The organism is Wenyingzhuangia sp. 2_MG-2023 (assembly GCF_030548295.1).
Lineage (GTDB): Bacteria > Bacteroidota > Bacteroidia > Flavobacteriales > Flavobacteriaceae > Wenyingzhuangia.
In genome coordinates this window covers 193,581-208,952 of sequence record NZ_JAUOSB010000003.1, presented here as the reverse complement: position 1 = coordinate 208,952, position 15,372 = coordinate 193,581, and the positions used below count along the sequence as shown (strand labels likewise).

Genomic DNA, 15,372 nt, shown 5'->3' with positions numbered 1-15,372 from the left:
CTTACTTTTAACTCACAGAACAACCTACTAATGATTCAAAGAATTTTAATTTTTGTGACCATCTTATTGGTGCTAGACATTTATCTATTTACAAGTTTTAAAAGTTACTTTAACAATGCCAATTTAAAACTAGGATTTAAATGGTTTTACGGAATAAGCGCATTGGTAAGTTATGCTTGTTTTGCTTTAATTGTGTTAAAATTTGACAATAGGCCTACACAAGCTAGCCTTTGGATGAATTTGTGGTTTGGGTATACTTTTGCTTTTATTGCGTTAAAGTTAGGAATGTTGTTGACTGCTTTGTTGGATGACATTCTTAGAATTATAGAATATTTAGGAAAAAATGTATGGAAACTGTTTTTGCATTCTGATGCAAAAGTTGCATTTGCAGATCGAAGAAAATTTATAGGACAAGTAGGTTTAGGTTTGGCAAGTATTCCTTTTTTAGGAATGTTGTATGGAATTACCAAAGGGAAATATAATTACAAAGTGAAAAATGTTTCGCTTGCATTTAAAAATTTACCCAAAGCTTTTCATGGCTTAAAAATAGTACACATTTCAGACATTCATTCAGGTAGTTTTGATGATTTTGACGAAGTAAAACATGGAGTAGATTTGATCAAACAACAACAAGCAGATTTGATTTTGTTTACAGGTGATTTGGTAAATAATGAAGCGAAAGAAATTGTGCCTTACAAAGAATTGTTTGGAAGTTTGGAGGCTCCATTTGGAAAATTTTCAACTTTGGGAAATCATGATTATGGAACACACAAACGTTGGAGTAGTAAAGAAGAAAAAAGAGAAAATTTATTAGAATTGTTTGTGCATCAAAAAGAAATGGGGTTTGAATTGTTAAACAATCAGACGTTTACGCTAAGAAAAGACAATGAAGAAATAGACATTGTGGGTGTAGAGAACTGGGGAAATCCACCCTTTCCACAAAAAGGAGATTTAGACAAAGCTTTGGAAGGAACGCTATCAGAAAACTTTAAAATTTTGCTATCTCACGATCCTACACATTGGGATGAAAAAGTAGTTCCACATTCACAATCTATAGACTTAACGTTGTCTGGTCATACGCATGGAATGCAATTTGGAGTAGAAATTCCAGGATTCAAATGGAGTCCATCAAAATATATTTACAAACGTTGGGCAGGATTGTATCAAAATAAAGAACAATATTTGTATGTAAATAGAGGTTTTGGATTTTTAGGTTTTCCTGGTAGAGTAGGAATATGGCCTGAAATTACTGTAATTACCTTGGAACAAAAAAGTTAAGAATGCACTCAGAAACTTTTGAACAAACATTAAGATTTTGGTATAAAAAATCCAAGCAAGTCTTAAAACACAGACCTGATAAAAAAAAGGAACTGGTGAAAAGGTTAGAATTGTTGGAGTATGCAGAGCAAAATCCAGATTTCACCATTAATATGGTAAATATTTGTGGTCTTTATGAAATTGTAGGAGGAAATCCTGACTTAAAAAAAAGCTATTACACAGGAACTCTGAAAATTGATTTGATTAGTAATCAGATAGAAGTAAGTTGGCTGATAGAAGGTGAGCAAGAACAAACGGGATATGGATTTGTATTTAACAATATTTTAGTAATTCACTTTAGTTATACTTCTGACAAACAGTTGTACAACGGAATTGTAGCTTATGAATTTTTAACTCCAGAAATTGTGGTCGGAAAATGGACTGAAGAAATTGCCGTAGAAAATGCATTTGAAATGGGTAGAAAACTAACTCCCAAAGAACTAGGAGAGCCTTATCCTGAAGATTTTTTCAGTGCAAACTAATCTAATTAGTTGTTATATAGTGTTTTGTGTGTTTTTATTTCTGGTTGTATAATAAACAACGTAGAATCCTAATTTCTAAGTTCTTTTAACTATTTTTGCGCTTTAAATTTAAAGCACACCATGCAAGAAATAAGAAACATTGCTATTATAGCTCACGTTGACCACGGTAAGACTACTTTGGTAGATAAAATTATTGATCAAGCAAAAGTATTAGACGAACGTAAAGAACGTACTGACTTATTATTAGATAACAATGATTTGGAACGTGAAAGAGGGATTACAATTCTTTCTAAAAACGTATCTGTTCAATACAAAGGAACAAAAATCAACGTTATTGATACTCCTGGTCACGCCGATTTTGGTGGTGAAGTAGAGCGTGTATTAAAAATGGCTGATGGTGTTTTATTATTAGTGGATGCTTTTGAGGGACCAATGCCTCAAACTCGTTTTGTATTAGGAAAAGCACTTTCTTTAGGATTGACTCCAATTGTTGTAGTTAACAAAGTAGATAAAGAAAACTGTACTCCAGATATCGTTCACGAAAAAGTGTTTGATTTGATGTTTGCTTTAGAAGCTACAGAAGAGCAATTAGACTTTACAACAGTTTATGGTTCTGCAAAGAACAACTGGATGAGTACAGATTGGAAAAATCAAACAGAAGATATCGTACCTTTATTAGATGCTGTATTAGAATCTATTCCAGCAACAAAATACAACGAAGGAACTCCTCAAATGCAAATTACTTCTTTAGATTTTTCTGCTTTTACAGGTAGAATTGCTATCGGACGTATTTTCCGTGGAGATTTACATATTGGTAAAGATTACATGTTATGTAAAGCTGATGGTTCAACTAAAAAAGTTAGAATTAAAGAATTACACGTTTTTGAAGGAATGGGTAAAGTACAAGTTGAGACAGTAAGATGTGGAGATATTTGTGCAATTACAGGTATTGAAGGTTTTGAAATTGGTGATACTATTGCTGACTTAGAAAATCCTGAAGCATTGCCAAGAACAGAAATTGATCAGCCTACCATGAGTATGTTGTTTACTATTAACAACTCTCCATTTTTTGGTAAAGAAGGTAAATTTGTAACTTCTCGTCACTTACGTGATCGTTTGTTTAAAGAATTAGAAAAGAACTTAGCTTTAAAAGTTGAAACTACGGATTCTGAAGACAAGTTTAACGTATTTGGTCGTGGTGTATTACACTTGTCTGTATTGATTGAGACTATGAGACGTGAAGGGTATGAATTACAAGTAGGTCGTCCTCAAGTAATTTTTAAAGAGATTGACGGTAAAAAATGTGAACCATACGAAACATTATCAATTGATGTTCCTGAAGAAGTTTCTTCTAAAGCAGTAAACTTAGTTTCTTTGCGTAAAGGAGATTTAATGGTTATGGAACCTAAAGGAGATTTACAACACTTAGAGTTTACTATTCCATCTCGTGGATTGATTGGTTTACGAAATAAAATTTTAACAGCTACTGCTGGTCAAGCAATTATAAACCACAGGTTTAGTGAATATGGTCCTTACAAAGGTGAATTTGCTGAAGAAGAAAAAGGAGCTATTGTTTCTGCTGCTGCTGGTAAAGCAACTGCATACGCTTTAGACCGTTTGCAAGATAGAGGTAAGTTCTTTATTGATATTAACGAAGAAATTTATATTGGTCAAGTAATTGGTGAAAACAGCAAATCTGATGATATGGCTGTAAACTTAATTAAAGGAAAGCAGTTGACAAACATGCGTAAATCTGGTACGGATGAAGCAATGAAAATTGCTCCAAAAGTAAACTTTTCGTTAGAAGAATGTATGGAATACATTAGAGCTGATGAATATTTAGAGGTGACTCCAGAAAGTTTAAGAATGAGAAAAATTACCTTTAAGGCATAATAATTCTTTCTATAAAATTACTACAACTCCTTCAAGCAATTGAAGGAGTTTTTTTATACATTCGTTTTAACCAAATTCTGGAATATGAGATTTTTATTTGTTTTTATATTATTGACTCAATTTGCATGTACTCAAAACATTGTTATTGAAAAAAAAATAGATATTCCTAATGATATTGATGAAACTTCGGGAATTGTTTATTTAAAGAATAAAAAGGAAATCATCACGTTTAACGATTCTGGAGGAAAGCCTGAATTGTATGTTTTGAATGCTAAAACAGGAAAATTAAAAAAAACGGTGAAAGTAAAAAATGCAACCAATATTGATTGGGAGTCCATCACTCAGGATTTAGATTATATTTACGTTGGAGATACCGGAAATAATTATGGAAACAGAACAAATTTGGTGATATATAAAATAGCTAAAAAAGATTTAAAAAAAGGTAAAAAAGCAAAAGCTGAAAAGATTTATTATACATATGAAGATCAAACATCTTTTGAAATCAACAAACACAAAACAAATTTTGATTGCGAATCTATCACCATTTATAAAAACAAACTGTATTTGTTTACCAAAAACTGGGGAGATCATAAAACAACTATTTATGAAATTCCAACAAGCGAAGGAAAACACGTCGCTCATAAAATAAACAGTATAGATATCAATTGCATGTTGACTTCTATAGCCTATAACTCGGTAAATGATGTTTTTCTAGGCACTGCATATGATAGAGATTATCAATCTTATTTAATTCAAATTAATAATTTGGGTACGCAGAGTCAGAATTTTAAAAAAATTAGCTTGTTTGAAGAATTAGGACTTGCCAATCAAACAGAAGCTATCTCATGGAAAGATAATTCTACTATTTATATCAGTAGAGAAGCATCTAGTGTAAGTTTAAAAGGAAAAAAATACAAACGCAAACAGAAACTTATTTTAATAAGCTTGGAAAAATAAGAAGCAAACAAATACTATTGTATTTTTGTGATAAATTAACTACATAGTGTCTAAATTTTCAAAATTAATTCAGAAACAAAAAGAGGTAAAAGATTCTAAAAAACATCGTTTCAATCTAGAAGCTAAAACAAATGCAAATAGAGAAGGAGTGTTGTGTGCTTGTGGATCTAAGCATTCGTACAAAACGTGTTGTGAACCTATTCATAAAAACATCTACTTGGCAGAAACACCACTTAGTTTGATGAGATCTAGATACACTGCGTATGTTCTTGGAAATATTGAATATTTAATGTTGAGTCATCATTCTTCTACGAGACCTATTGTAGAGAAAAAAGAAATAGAAACTTGGGCAAAAAGTGTTCAATGGTTAAAATTGGAGATTGTACAAACATCAGAAACTACTTCAGAGGTCGGTTTTGTAACATTTAAGGCTTATTTTTTAGAAAATGGAAAAGAGCATGTTATTCATGAAGAATCTCGCTTTGTAAAGGAAAACAATCATTGGAGTTATATAGACGGCAATCATTCCTAAATAAATACTCATGGCAAAAAAAGGAAGTAATAAAAACACTAAAATAAATTTAAAAAAGAATAAAATTTCATTTTAATTATTGCCCTGTAAAATAACAGCATTTTACGAGAAAATATTAATGCATCATAAGTGTTGATTTCTCATATTTATATATAGTTTTTTGATAAATGTATTAAATAAAAACTCCTTTTTACACATATAATAATAACAGTATTGTAAACAAATACTTTATTACACAACAGATTTGATTATCTCTATATTTCTTATCTTTACTCTTTTAAAGTCAATCTTTTAAAAGGGAATCAGATCATAGTATCTTGCGTTTTATCCTGTCTCTACGTTTTGTGTTAATGTTTCAATATTTTTAATGAATCAAATAGAATATATTTATAGATTACATATTAATGATTTATATAATTATGGAACACACCTTGGTTTTGAGAAAGATGTAGTGAAAGATTCTATTCAGAGTGTTTTTGAAAAAATATTAAATAAACAAAAATTTGATATTGTTAACACAAAAGCTTACTTGTATAGAAGTTTAAGAAATGAACTACTTACAGAGTATAAAAAATCTATCAAAAGCTTACCAATCGACTTTAATCACCAACATATTCCCTTTGAAATTGAAATAAGTATTGAAGATGTCATCATGGACAACGAGTCTAAAATCACCTTAAAAAACAAGGTAGATGCAGTATTAAAAGAATTAAGTCCGAGACAGCGTGAAATTATTTATTTTAGATATACTCAAGATTATAGTTATGAAATGATTTCTGAAATTATGGGTATTTCAGTTGCATCTAGCAGAAATCTTATTTTAAAAGCTTTAAACCATATTCGTAAAAATGGACTAAATACGTTCATATTTTCTCTCTTATTTTAACTTTTTATTCGGCTTAACAATTATTTAACATTGAGATAGGTGATATAACATAGACATGTTAGTCTTGTATATATAGCCATAGTAACATCTTGTGTAATAATTAATAATATGAATGAAAAAGATTTTTTAAAAAACGAAGCTTTTATAAGTTATATGCTAACAAAAGATCCAGTTAGTGAAAAATATTGGGAGTCCTATTTACGTAAAAATCCACATGATAAAATTTCTTTTGAGAATGCTAAGTGTACTTTTAAAAAAATTCGTTTTCATAGTTCTGTTTTATCTATTAGTGAACGTGACTCATTATATCACAAGATTTTAAATAACCAAACAAAGAAAAAACCTCTAGTAAGGAAACGAAGATTGTTAAATACTTATTTGGCAGTTGCTGCAAGTATTTTAATAGTATTCTTATTTAGATATACAACAAAAGAGACTCCATTAAAATCAACAGTATACGTAAAACAAGTTTCGGAATCTCATGAAATTGAACTTATAACTAATGAGAAATCTTACACTTTAGCAAGTAATGAAATTTTAAACGTAACCAAAACAGGTGAAATTAATTTAGGTACAGCCGTAATTAAAAATACGAATGAAGAAAGTTATAATACTTTAAAAGTACCCTATGGTAAAAGAACTCAGATGACTCTAGTTGATGGTTCTAAACTATGGATAAATTCAGGGACTACTGTGAAATTTCCTTCAAGTTTTAATGATAATAATCGCTCAATTTATGTAGAAGGAGAAATTTATATAGAAGTGGCTAAAGACAAATCAAAACCATTTATAGTTAAAACTACCAATTTTGACGTGAAAGTATATGGGACAATATTCGATTTAAAAGCATATAAAAACAGTTTAGCTAAACAAGTTTTTCTATTTGAAGGTTTTGTAAGTGTTTCTAATAAAAATAAAGAATTAATGATGGTGCCAAATGAGTTAGTAAAAATAGAAGAAAACAAATTTACCAAGGAAAAGTTTGTTCCTGAGAATTACAACTCATGGAGAAAAGGATATTTAACATTTAAGGATAAGCCTTTACAAGATATTTTAATAGAGTTGTCAAGATACTACAATGTTTCTTTTTCAGAAATCAGTAAAAACTCTAAGAATAATAAATGTACAGGTAAAATTCATTTATCAACAAATTTAAATGATGTATTGGAAACATTAACAATACTCTCTGGTACAACATTCGAAATGGATAAAAATTATTAAAAATTAAGTAGGAATATATACATGAAAACAAATCTTCTAATAAACCGGATTTCATTATCAAACAGTTGTAAAACCACTTTGTGTTTGTTGTTTTTTAATTTATTGATAAGTACATCAGTTAATTTGTATGCTAATACAATAATTGATCAAATTCATACTTTACCCATAATAATAGAGAACATTTCAATCAGAGAATGTATATCTAAAATAGAAAATAAAACAGATTACGTTTTTATTCAATCGGGTATAGATGATACAGAATTGAATAAAAAAATAAAGCTAAAAACAGAAGGGAAAACAATTGACAACTTGTGTGAACAAATGTTTGAATCAACAAACATTAATTACAAAGTCATTAATAAACAAATTGTACTATTTAAAAAGAAAAAAAGCATACCAAATGTTGATTTTCAAGAACTATTACAATTAACAGGAATTGTACAAGATGAATTAGGGAACCCATTAAGCGGAGTAACATTGTTATTAAAAGATGATTCTAGTAAATGGTCTATAACAGGCTTTGATGGAAAATTTATTATTAATGATATTCCTATTGGTAGTATTGTTAAAATATCTAGTATGGGATTTCAAACTCAAGAAATTAAACTTAATGAATCTAAAAAGCTAACAATTGTATTAAAAGAAGCTATTGAATCTTTAGAGGAAGTAATTGTTACAAGTAATTATGGTACTGTCCAAAAAAAGTCTGATTTAGTATCAAGTGCTTATCAAGTTAAATCAGAAGATATTAAAAACATGCCACAACAAAGAGTAGATAGATTATTAGAAGGTATAATACCAGGGTTAGAAGTTAGCTCTCAAAGTAACGGAGCTACCAGTTCTAGACCAAGGTATTCTGTTAGTATCAGAGGAGATGCTTCTTTAACAGCTTCTAATGAGCCTTTGTGGATTGTAGATGGTATTCAAATTACCACAGGAGGAACCACCAATTCTATTTTAGGGATACAAACTAGTGTGAGTCCCTTGTCTTTTTTAAATCCCAATGATATTGAATCTATTACTGTGTTAAAAGATGCATCAGCAACAACTATTTACGGAGCAGATGGTGCAAACGGTGTGATTTTAATTAACACAAAAAAAGGAAAAATCGATCACAATGATTTGGAAATTTCAGTTAGGCACGGAATTTCATTCATCAATAAAGATACACGTTTTAAAGTATTGAATGCGAAAGATTACTTAACCCTTGCCAAAGAGTCTTACCTAAACTCTGGAGGAGATCCTGCTTATTTTCCATATACGGATAATGATATGAACAGTTACTCTACCACAGAAACAGATTGGTATGATGAGTTTTTTGACGTAGGATCAACATCACAAATAAATTTGTCGGCATCTGGGGGAAACCAAAAGGCGGTCTATCGTATTTCGGGTTCTTATTTTGAAGATAAAATGACTTTAAAAGGGAATAAGCAGCAACGAATGTCAATCTCTACTAATAACAATATCAATTTTAATGACAAGCTAAATTTGAACTTTTTGTTATCGGGTTCTTACAATGTAAACACCACGTTTACACCTGGAGATGATTATTATAGCAACTTGCCCATCATTTCTCCATACAACGATGATGGTACGTTTAGACAGTATTACAAAGTTATAGAAGGGAGCAATTCTGATGGAACTCCTAACTGGGTTCAAAAGCGTTTTTTTAACGAGCTAGCTGAAAGAGAACAAAATGACAACGGACAAAAAGCTTTTTCATTCAAAGGGTCTGTTCAATTAAGTTACAAACTAAGTGACGTATTTAAACTTAGCTCTCAGTTTGGGGTGGATTATAACAATTATGCTGAAAAAATATACCAATCCATGAAAAATTGGTCTGGAACCAACTCAGGAGTTCCTGTTGGTTATGCTAATGATAACAACGCAATGTATTTGAATTGGAATACCATACATAGATTGAATTTTAACAAGCAAGTGGGATTGCATCGTTTGTCTGGTGTTGTGGGGATAGAATTAGGATCGAATCAAACCAACGTCACCTCGTCTTCTGGATCAGGTTTTGTAAACGATCATGTCAGATTGGTAAGTTTGGCATCGTTTTCTGATGGATCTGCTAGTGAATATACAACCACCAAAGCATCGTATTTATCACAGTTGTCTTACCATTACGACGGACGTTATAATTTGGTGTTGAACTGGAGAAAGGATGGAAATTCCAATTTTGGAAAAAACGTACAATACGCAACTTTTTTATCGGCTGGAGCTTCGTGGAACCTACATAAAGAAGATTTTTTTAAGAGCAGAATCATAGACATATTGAGTTTAAAAGGAAGTTACGGAACCAATGGGAATTCAAGGTATGGGAGCAAAAATCCTGATGGAGTGTATAGCATCAGCGATTCTTATCAGTACGGGGGAACTATTGGAGCTGGAATCTCAACAGGAGCCAATCCTGACTTGAGTTGGGAAACCACCTACATTACAAATCTCGGGTTTAGAATTGCATTATGGGGTAAAAGATTGGACATCACCACAGAATTTTATAGAAATAAAACCACAGATTTGATTAGTACGTTGGATGCTTCTAGAACCATTGGAGACACCACGGTATTGAGAAACATTGGAGCAATAGAAAATAAGGGAGTAGAAATTACCTTAGAATCTACCAATATTCAAAAAGAAAATTTTACTTGGAAAACAAAAATACTTGCTTCACGTAATAGAAATAAGATCCTAGAGTTGTACAACAATGTTCCAAAAAACTACGGAAACACCAGGCTTCAAGAAGGAAAGAGTAAAAATACGTTTTACTTAGTTAGATGGGCAGGAGTAGATCCTAGAGATGGATATCCAATGTGGTACGATACCGAAGGAAATATTACCAAAGATTATAGTGTAGACAATAGAGTAGCAGATAAGGTAGCAGATTCAGATCTTTTTGGAAGTATCAGCAACACTTTTAATTATAAAAATCAATATGTGTTAAGTATCTTGATGAGCTACACTATAGGAGGATATAGTTTTAGCACTTTTGCTCGTGATGTTAATTCTGATGGGTTAAATATTATGGATGACAACCAATCAGTAAACCAATTAGACAGATGGAAAGAAGAGGGAGATTTGGCCTTAGCTCCGCAGCCTATTTGGGGTGTAAGCACTGGGTCAGTACGTAATTCCACGCGTTTTTTATACAGCAAAACCAATCTAAAAATTAGAAACGTATCATTTTCTTATTTGTTTGATAAACGCATTACAAAATCAATGGGAGTAGAAACACTAGGGGTTTCATTAATCGCCAACAATTTGTTGGTGTGGACCCCGTATGACAAATCAGACAGAAATTCTTACAAAAATAATATTGAAGGTTATCCGCTTGAAACAGAAATTTCTTTGGGGATAAATGTAAAGTTTTAAAAAAATGAAATATTTAAAAACATTAATCACAATAGTAAGTGTTAGTCTCTTAAGTAGTTGTAGTGACTTTTTAGAGGTAGATCAAATAGGACAAACAACCATACCTGTGTTTTTTTCGGACATGGATGGGATGAGAGCCGCTTTACCAGGAGCGTATAGCAAAGTATATGATTATTATGGAGATGAGTTTTTGCTATATCCTGATGTAGCAGGTGATATGCTTCAATTAGCGACAGCGGTAGAAAATAATATGATTTCTCAATACAATTTCACTTCCAACCCTGCTGAAGAAATTACAGCTGTTGGGATGATATGGAGAAATGCTCTTGAAGCTTTGGTGAATGTAAATAACATATTGGAATACCAACCGAATTTATTGATCAACTTTCCTAAAAGTGAACAGGAGTTGAATCAAATAAAAGCAGAAGCTTTGTTTTTAAGAGCCTTGATTCATTTTGACATGGTTCGTGTGTATGCACAGCCTTATAATTTTACCAATGATGCTAGCCATATAGGAGTGCCAGTGCTGACAATAACACCGAGTTCGGACGATCATGTGCCAAGAAAAACAGTTAGAGAGGTGTATGCGCAAATTGAAAAAGATCTTATAGAATCAGCCTTAATTTTTGAGAATACTGGAGATACTTCTTCTAGTTTTTACGCAACAAAAAATGCAGTGTACGGTTTGCTGGCACGCATGTATTTGTACATGGAAAACTGGCAAAAAGCCATAGATTATGCAAGTTTGGTAATTGATAGTACGTCTTTATCCGAAGGACAAGATTACTTAGACATGTTTCTAAAAATAGAGAATGATGACGAATCGCTGTTTAAATTAAATGGAAACTTAAAAACTCCTTACCTCAATAAATTTTACACGCTAGAAGCTCCTTTAGCCATTGCGAGTACCAAATTGAAGGATTTGCTTAACGAAAATACGGAAGACATTCGTTTAGGTTTGTTAGATGTAGAAACCTTAACCAGTTTGAAGTTTTTAAAGCCATTTTCAAATATCGGAGACATTCAAGATAATGATTACCATATCATTGTACTTAGAGCTTCGGAAATGTATTTGATTAGAGCAGAAGCATATACACAATTGTCGAATTTGGACTTAGCCAAAGCAGATTTAAAAACCTTGATGGCTAGAAACTATCAAACAACCGTTGCAGCTGTTACTATTGCCGAAAATACTCAAGAAGAATTGAAAGCATTGATAGATAAAGAGCGTATCAAAGAGTTGTGTTTTGAGGGACATCGTTTGTACGATTTGACACGAACAAAGCAAAACCTTACCAGAGATACCAATACAACATCAACAGTTAAAGAAATCACATATCCGAGTAACAAATTTGTTTTGCCCATTCCTCAAAAAGAAATGGATGTAAACAATGCCATGATTCAAAACGAGGGATATTAATAAAGACAGAAAATGATGAAAAATAAAATTCTAATAATCGGTTTGGCAATATGCACACTAATTTCTTGTGGAAAAGAAGAAATTAAAGTGTATGACAATCCATTTGTACATATCAATTTTAACAATGTTTCTACGGTAAACATCAACGCTAACCGAAAAGACATTGCGAGCTATTATGTCTATTTAAGCACTACACCACTAAGTAAAGACTTGCTTTTGGACTACGATATTATAGTAGGTGATGGATTAAAAGATGGAGAAGATTTTAAAATTTTAACAACTGAATTTCCCTTAACCTTTCCTACGGGAATTTACAAAAGGCCCATTCAGATTCAGTGGTTAGAAAATACGTTAGATCCCACCAAAGACAATACCATTACAATCAGGTTAAAATCAAACAACTTGGGGGTTCATATAGGTTTTCCAGGCGAGGATGCAAATCAAAGTGAGTTAGTAATTCATAAAGTAAATAACTAATGCGTATTATAATAAGTTTTTTGGTTGCGTTGTGCATGGCAACAGGTTTTTCTCAAAGCTTGGTGCAAGATACAGTGTTGGTAAAAAAACAATTGCCCAACGGCCTAACGTATTATATCTACCCAACAAACAAAGTAAAAGGACAAGCTCACTTTAGATTATTTGTGAAAGTAGGTTCTTTGCAAGAAACAGAAAAACAGAGAGGCTTAGCACATTTTTTAGAACATATGGCATTTAATGGAACAAAACATTTTAAAGCCAACGAATTGATAGAATTCTTAGAAACAAAAGGATCTAAGTTTGGTCATGATGTAAATGCACACACTTCTTTTGAAGAAACTATATATAAACTAAAAGTTTCGACAAAGAACACCTCAGTAATAGACTCGACATTAACTATTATGTCAGATTGGGTGAATGGGATGTTGTTAGATTCTCTGGAAGTAGAAAAAGAACGAGGTGTTGTGTTGTCTGAATGGCTTTCAAAGCAATCTCCTAAAAACAAAAAAGGACAATTCTTTTTACAAACCTTATTAAACAATTCTCTGTATAGCAAGAGAACAGTTATTGGAGACACCACAAGTTTAAAGAATTTTAAGCGTAAAGAGCTTAAAGCTTTTTATCAAAAATGGTACGATCCTTCTTTAATGGCTGTTGCAATTGCTGGAGATGTGGATGTGGATGCGGAGGAGGTAGAACATAAAATCATTAAAAAATTTGCGAAAATACCTACACAATTTCCAAAACCCATACTTGGAGAAATAGCGTCTTACACAAATGATAGTTTGGTGATTTACAAGGACGATTTGACAAAAAAGACCCAGTTAAGTTACATACAACTCCATGAACCTTTGCGAGATGTAAATACCCAACAAGCTTACAAAGAGTACCTAATGCGTGTGGTTATAAATAAATTGATAACTACCAGACTTGCACAATTATCGTTTCAAGAAAACGAATACAACAATGCAAGTATAAATTTAAACAACTTTTTGAATTCTAAAGGAGTGTTGTTGGCAACCATCGACTTAAAACCAGAAAATGCTTTGCAAGGAATTCGTGATTTTAACAAACATTTTCAGCAAATCTTTCAGTATGGTTTTACAGAGTTAGAAATTAAAAAGGTAACCAAAACTATGTTGGCTTCTTTTGGTGCCAAAGCAAAGGAAAACAAACCTGTATCGGCTTCGGGAATGATGGGGCAAATGTATGAAGATTTTTTTAATGGGAATAAAATCATATCACTAAGAGATGAGTATGCTTTGATGAAAAACTGTTTTTCGGAGTTAACAAAGAATAAGGTGTTAGGGTTTTTAAAGAAAAATGAAACCAATAGCCCTTTTAGGTATCTGCTAACTACTAATGAAAAAGAGTGGGACAAGTTGCCGTCAAAAGGTATGTTGTTTAAAGCAATTCAGGAACATAAAACAATAAAGGTTGTTCCCTATGAACATCATTTTAAGGTGCCTAAAAAACTAATTACACAATCAATTCAGCCAGGTGAAATCAAAAAAATCAAAAATATTCCTGAAATCGATGCACAAGAAATTCATTTGACAAATGGTGCAACGGTAATTTATAAAAAATCTTTAAAAAGTAAGGAAAGTGTGTTGTTGGCAGGGTTTAAAAAAGGAGGATTGTATGCCATAGACAGTACGGATTATGTTAGCGCACAATATGCTGCTCCAGCTATTTCGGTAAGTGGTTATGGAGCGTTTTCTAGAGAAGCTCTTAGTTATTATTTGTCTGGAAATAGTGCCAAGGTTCAGTTTTTAATAGACAAAACAAGAGCAGGTTTTTTTGGAAGCTCAAAAATAAAAGATCTTCAAACTCTTTTTCAATTGTTTTACCTAAAGGCTACAGAGCCAAAAATAGATTCTTCAGCATTTAAAAAATTAAAAGACTTGTCTATAGAACGTATAGTAGAAGATGAGCTTAGCCCAAAAGAAGTTTTTCAGAAAAAGTTTAAATACTTAGTTCGTGGAAAAGATTACACCACTGCAAAACGAACCAAAGCACAAGTAGAAGAGAAGTTGATTAAAGAAAAATTAATTCCTATTTACAAAAGTTTTTTTGCCAATGCAGATGGGTTTGTTATCACGCTAATTTCAGATAAGGAGCTAGAAGTGTTCTTACCTTTTATTAAGACCTATATAGGGGGAATTCCTAAAGGGGAAGTGAAAAATGCTTATAAATACCAACCTCGTCCTCTGAAAAAAAAGAGCAAAAGTTTGGTTGCTTATGGAGAAGAATCTTCTAAGGCAATTTACACAGCCATTCATCAACAAAGCAAAAAGGTAAAAAACATTGCAGAAGTAGAGATTAAAAACCAAATTCTAGAAAATGTCTTAAAGTTAGAACTTAACAAAAGGTTGAGAGAAGAGCTTGGGGTGATTTATGGAGTGAGAGTATCGGTGAGTGCTACGCAACATCCAAAACCACTAAGCAGACAAACTATTGCCTTGGTGTGTAAACCCACAGATGTGGATTTGATAAAGTCTGAGATTGCTAAAATTATTAATGAAATAGCAACAGGAGCGCTAGATATTGAAATGCATATGGAGAAGACCAAAAGCAATTTGATTTCAAAGTTTAACATCAGTAGACAGAAAAATTCTTTTTGGACCAAAAGCATCCGAGATTATTATTTCAATTCATATTCCAATTGGGATTTTGTAACAGCGTATCCACAGTTAGTAAACAATATATCAAAGAAAGATATCAAAAAAATAACTCAAACATATTTTTTAAAATCCCCTAAAATAGAAGCCATTTTATATCCCAAGAATCAGAAAAATTAATTATT

Annotated in this window: 11 protein-coding genes; all 11 read left to right on the top strand. The window is 31.8% G+C overall.

From position 1 onward, the window contains the following. The first annotated feature begins 30 nt into the window (after positions 1-30). A complete protein-coding gene (locus Q4548_RS06545; RefSeq protein ID WP_303452792.1) occupies positions 31-1,278 on the top strand; it encodes a metallophosphoesterase in 1,248 nt (415 codons plus the stop codon). A gap of 2 nt (positions 1,279-1,280) precedes the next feature. After that, positions 1,281-1,799, top strand: a complete 519-nt coding sequence (locus tag Q4548_RS06540; protein ID WP_303452790.1) for a hypothetical protein — start codon at positions 1,281-1,283, stop codon at positions 1,797-1,799. 120 nt (positions 1,800-1,919) lie between these two features. Further along, positions 1,920-3,692: a translational GTPase TypA gene (gene typA, locus Q4548_RS06535; RefSeq protein WP_303452788.1), complete on the top strand. Its 1,773-nt coding sequence runs from the start codon at positions 1,920-1,922 to the stop codon at positions 3,690-3,692. A gap of 84 nt (positions 3,693-3,776) precedes the next feature. Then, positions 3,777-4,649 (top strand): hypothetical protein, encoded by an 873-nt coding sequence (locus tag Q4548_RS06530; RefSeq protein ID WP_303452786.1) that lies wholly within the window; start codon positions 3,777-3,779, stop codon positions 4,647-4,649. Positions 4,650-4,695: 46 nt separating this feature from the next. Next, entirely contained in the window at positions 4,696-5,181 is a 486-nt protein-coding gene (locus Q4548_RS06525; protein ID WP_303452784.1) for a YchJ family protein, read from the top strand. 367 nt (positions 5,182-5,548) lie between these two features. Beyond that, complete coding sequence (locus tag Q4548_RS06520) at positions 5,549-6,067, top strand: RNA polymerase sigma factor (protein WP_303452782.1); 519 nt, start codon at positions 5,549-5,551, stop codon at positions 6,065-6,067. A gap of 108 nt (positions 6,068-6,175) precedes the next feature. Next, positions 6,176-7,288 carry a FecR family protein gene (locus Q4548_RS06515; protein ID WP_303452780.1) on the top strand — a complete coding sequence of 371 codons (1,113 nt, stop codon included), beginning with the start codon at positions 6,176-6,178 and terminating at the stop codon, positions 7,286-7,288. A gap of 261 nt (positions 7,289-7,549) precedes the next feature. Then, positions 7,550-10,669: a SusC/RagA family TonB-linked outer membrane protein gene (locus Q4548_RS06510; RefSeq protein WP_303452778.1), complete on the top strand. Its 3,120-nt coding sequence runs from the start codon at positions 7,550-7,552 to the stop codon at positions 10,667-10,669. A gap of 4 nt (positions 10,670-10,673) precedes the next feature. After that, positions 10,674-12,089, top strand: coding sequence for a RagB/SusD family nutrient uptake outer membrane protein (locus Q4548_RS06505; RefSeq protein ID WP_303452776.1), 1,416 nt, complete (start codon positions 10,674-10,676; stop codon positions 12,087-12,089). Positions 12,090-12,101: 12 nt separating this feature from the next. Next, positions 12,102-12,566: a hypothetical protein gene (locus Q4548_RS06500; RefSeq protein ID WP_303452774.1), complete on the top strand. Its 465-nt coding sequence runs from the start codon at positions 12,102-12,104 to the stop codon at positions 12,564-12,566. After that, positions 12,566-15,367 (top strand): pitrilysin family protein, encoded by a 2,802-nt coding sequence (locus Q4548_RS06495; RefSeq protein ID WP_303452772.1) that lies wholly within the window; start codon positions 12,566-12,568, stop codon positions 15,365-15,367. Before Q4548_RS06500 ends, Q4548_RS06495 begins: the two co-directional genes overlap by 1 nt. Positions 15,368-15,372: the final 5 nt, after the last annotated feature.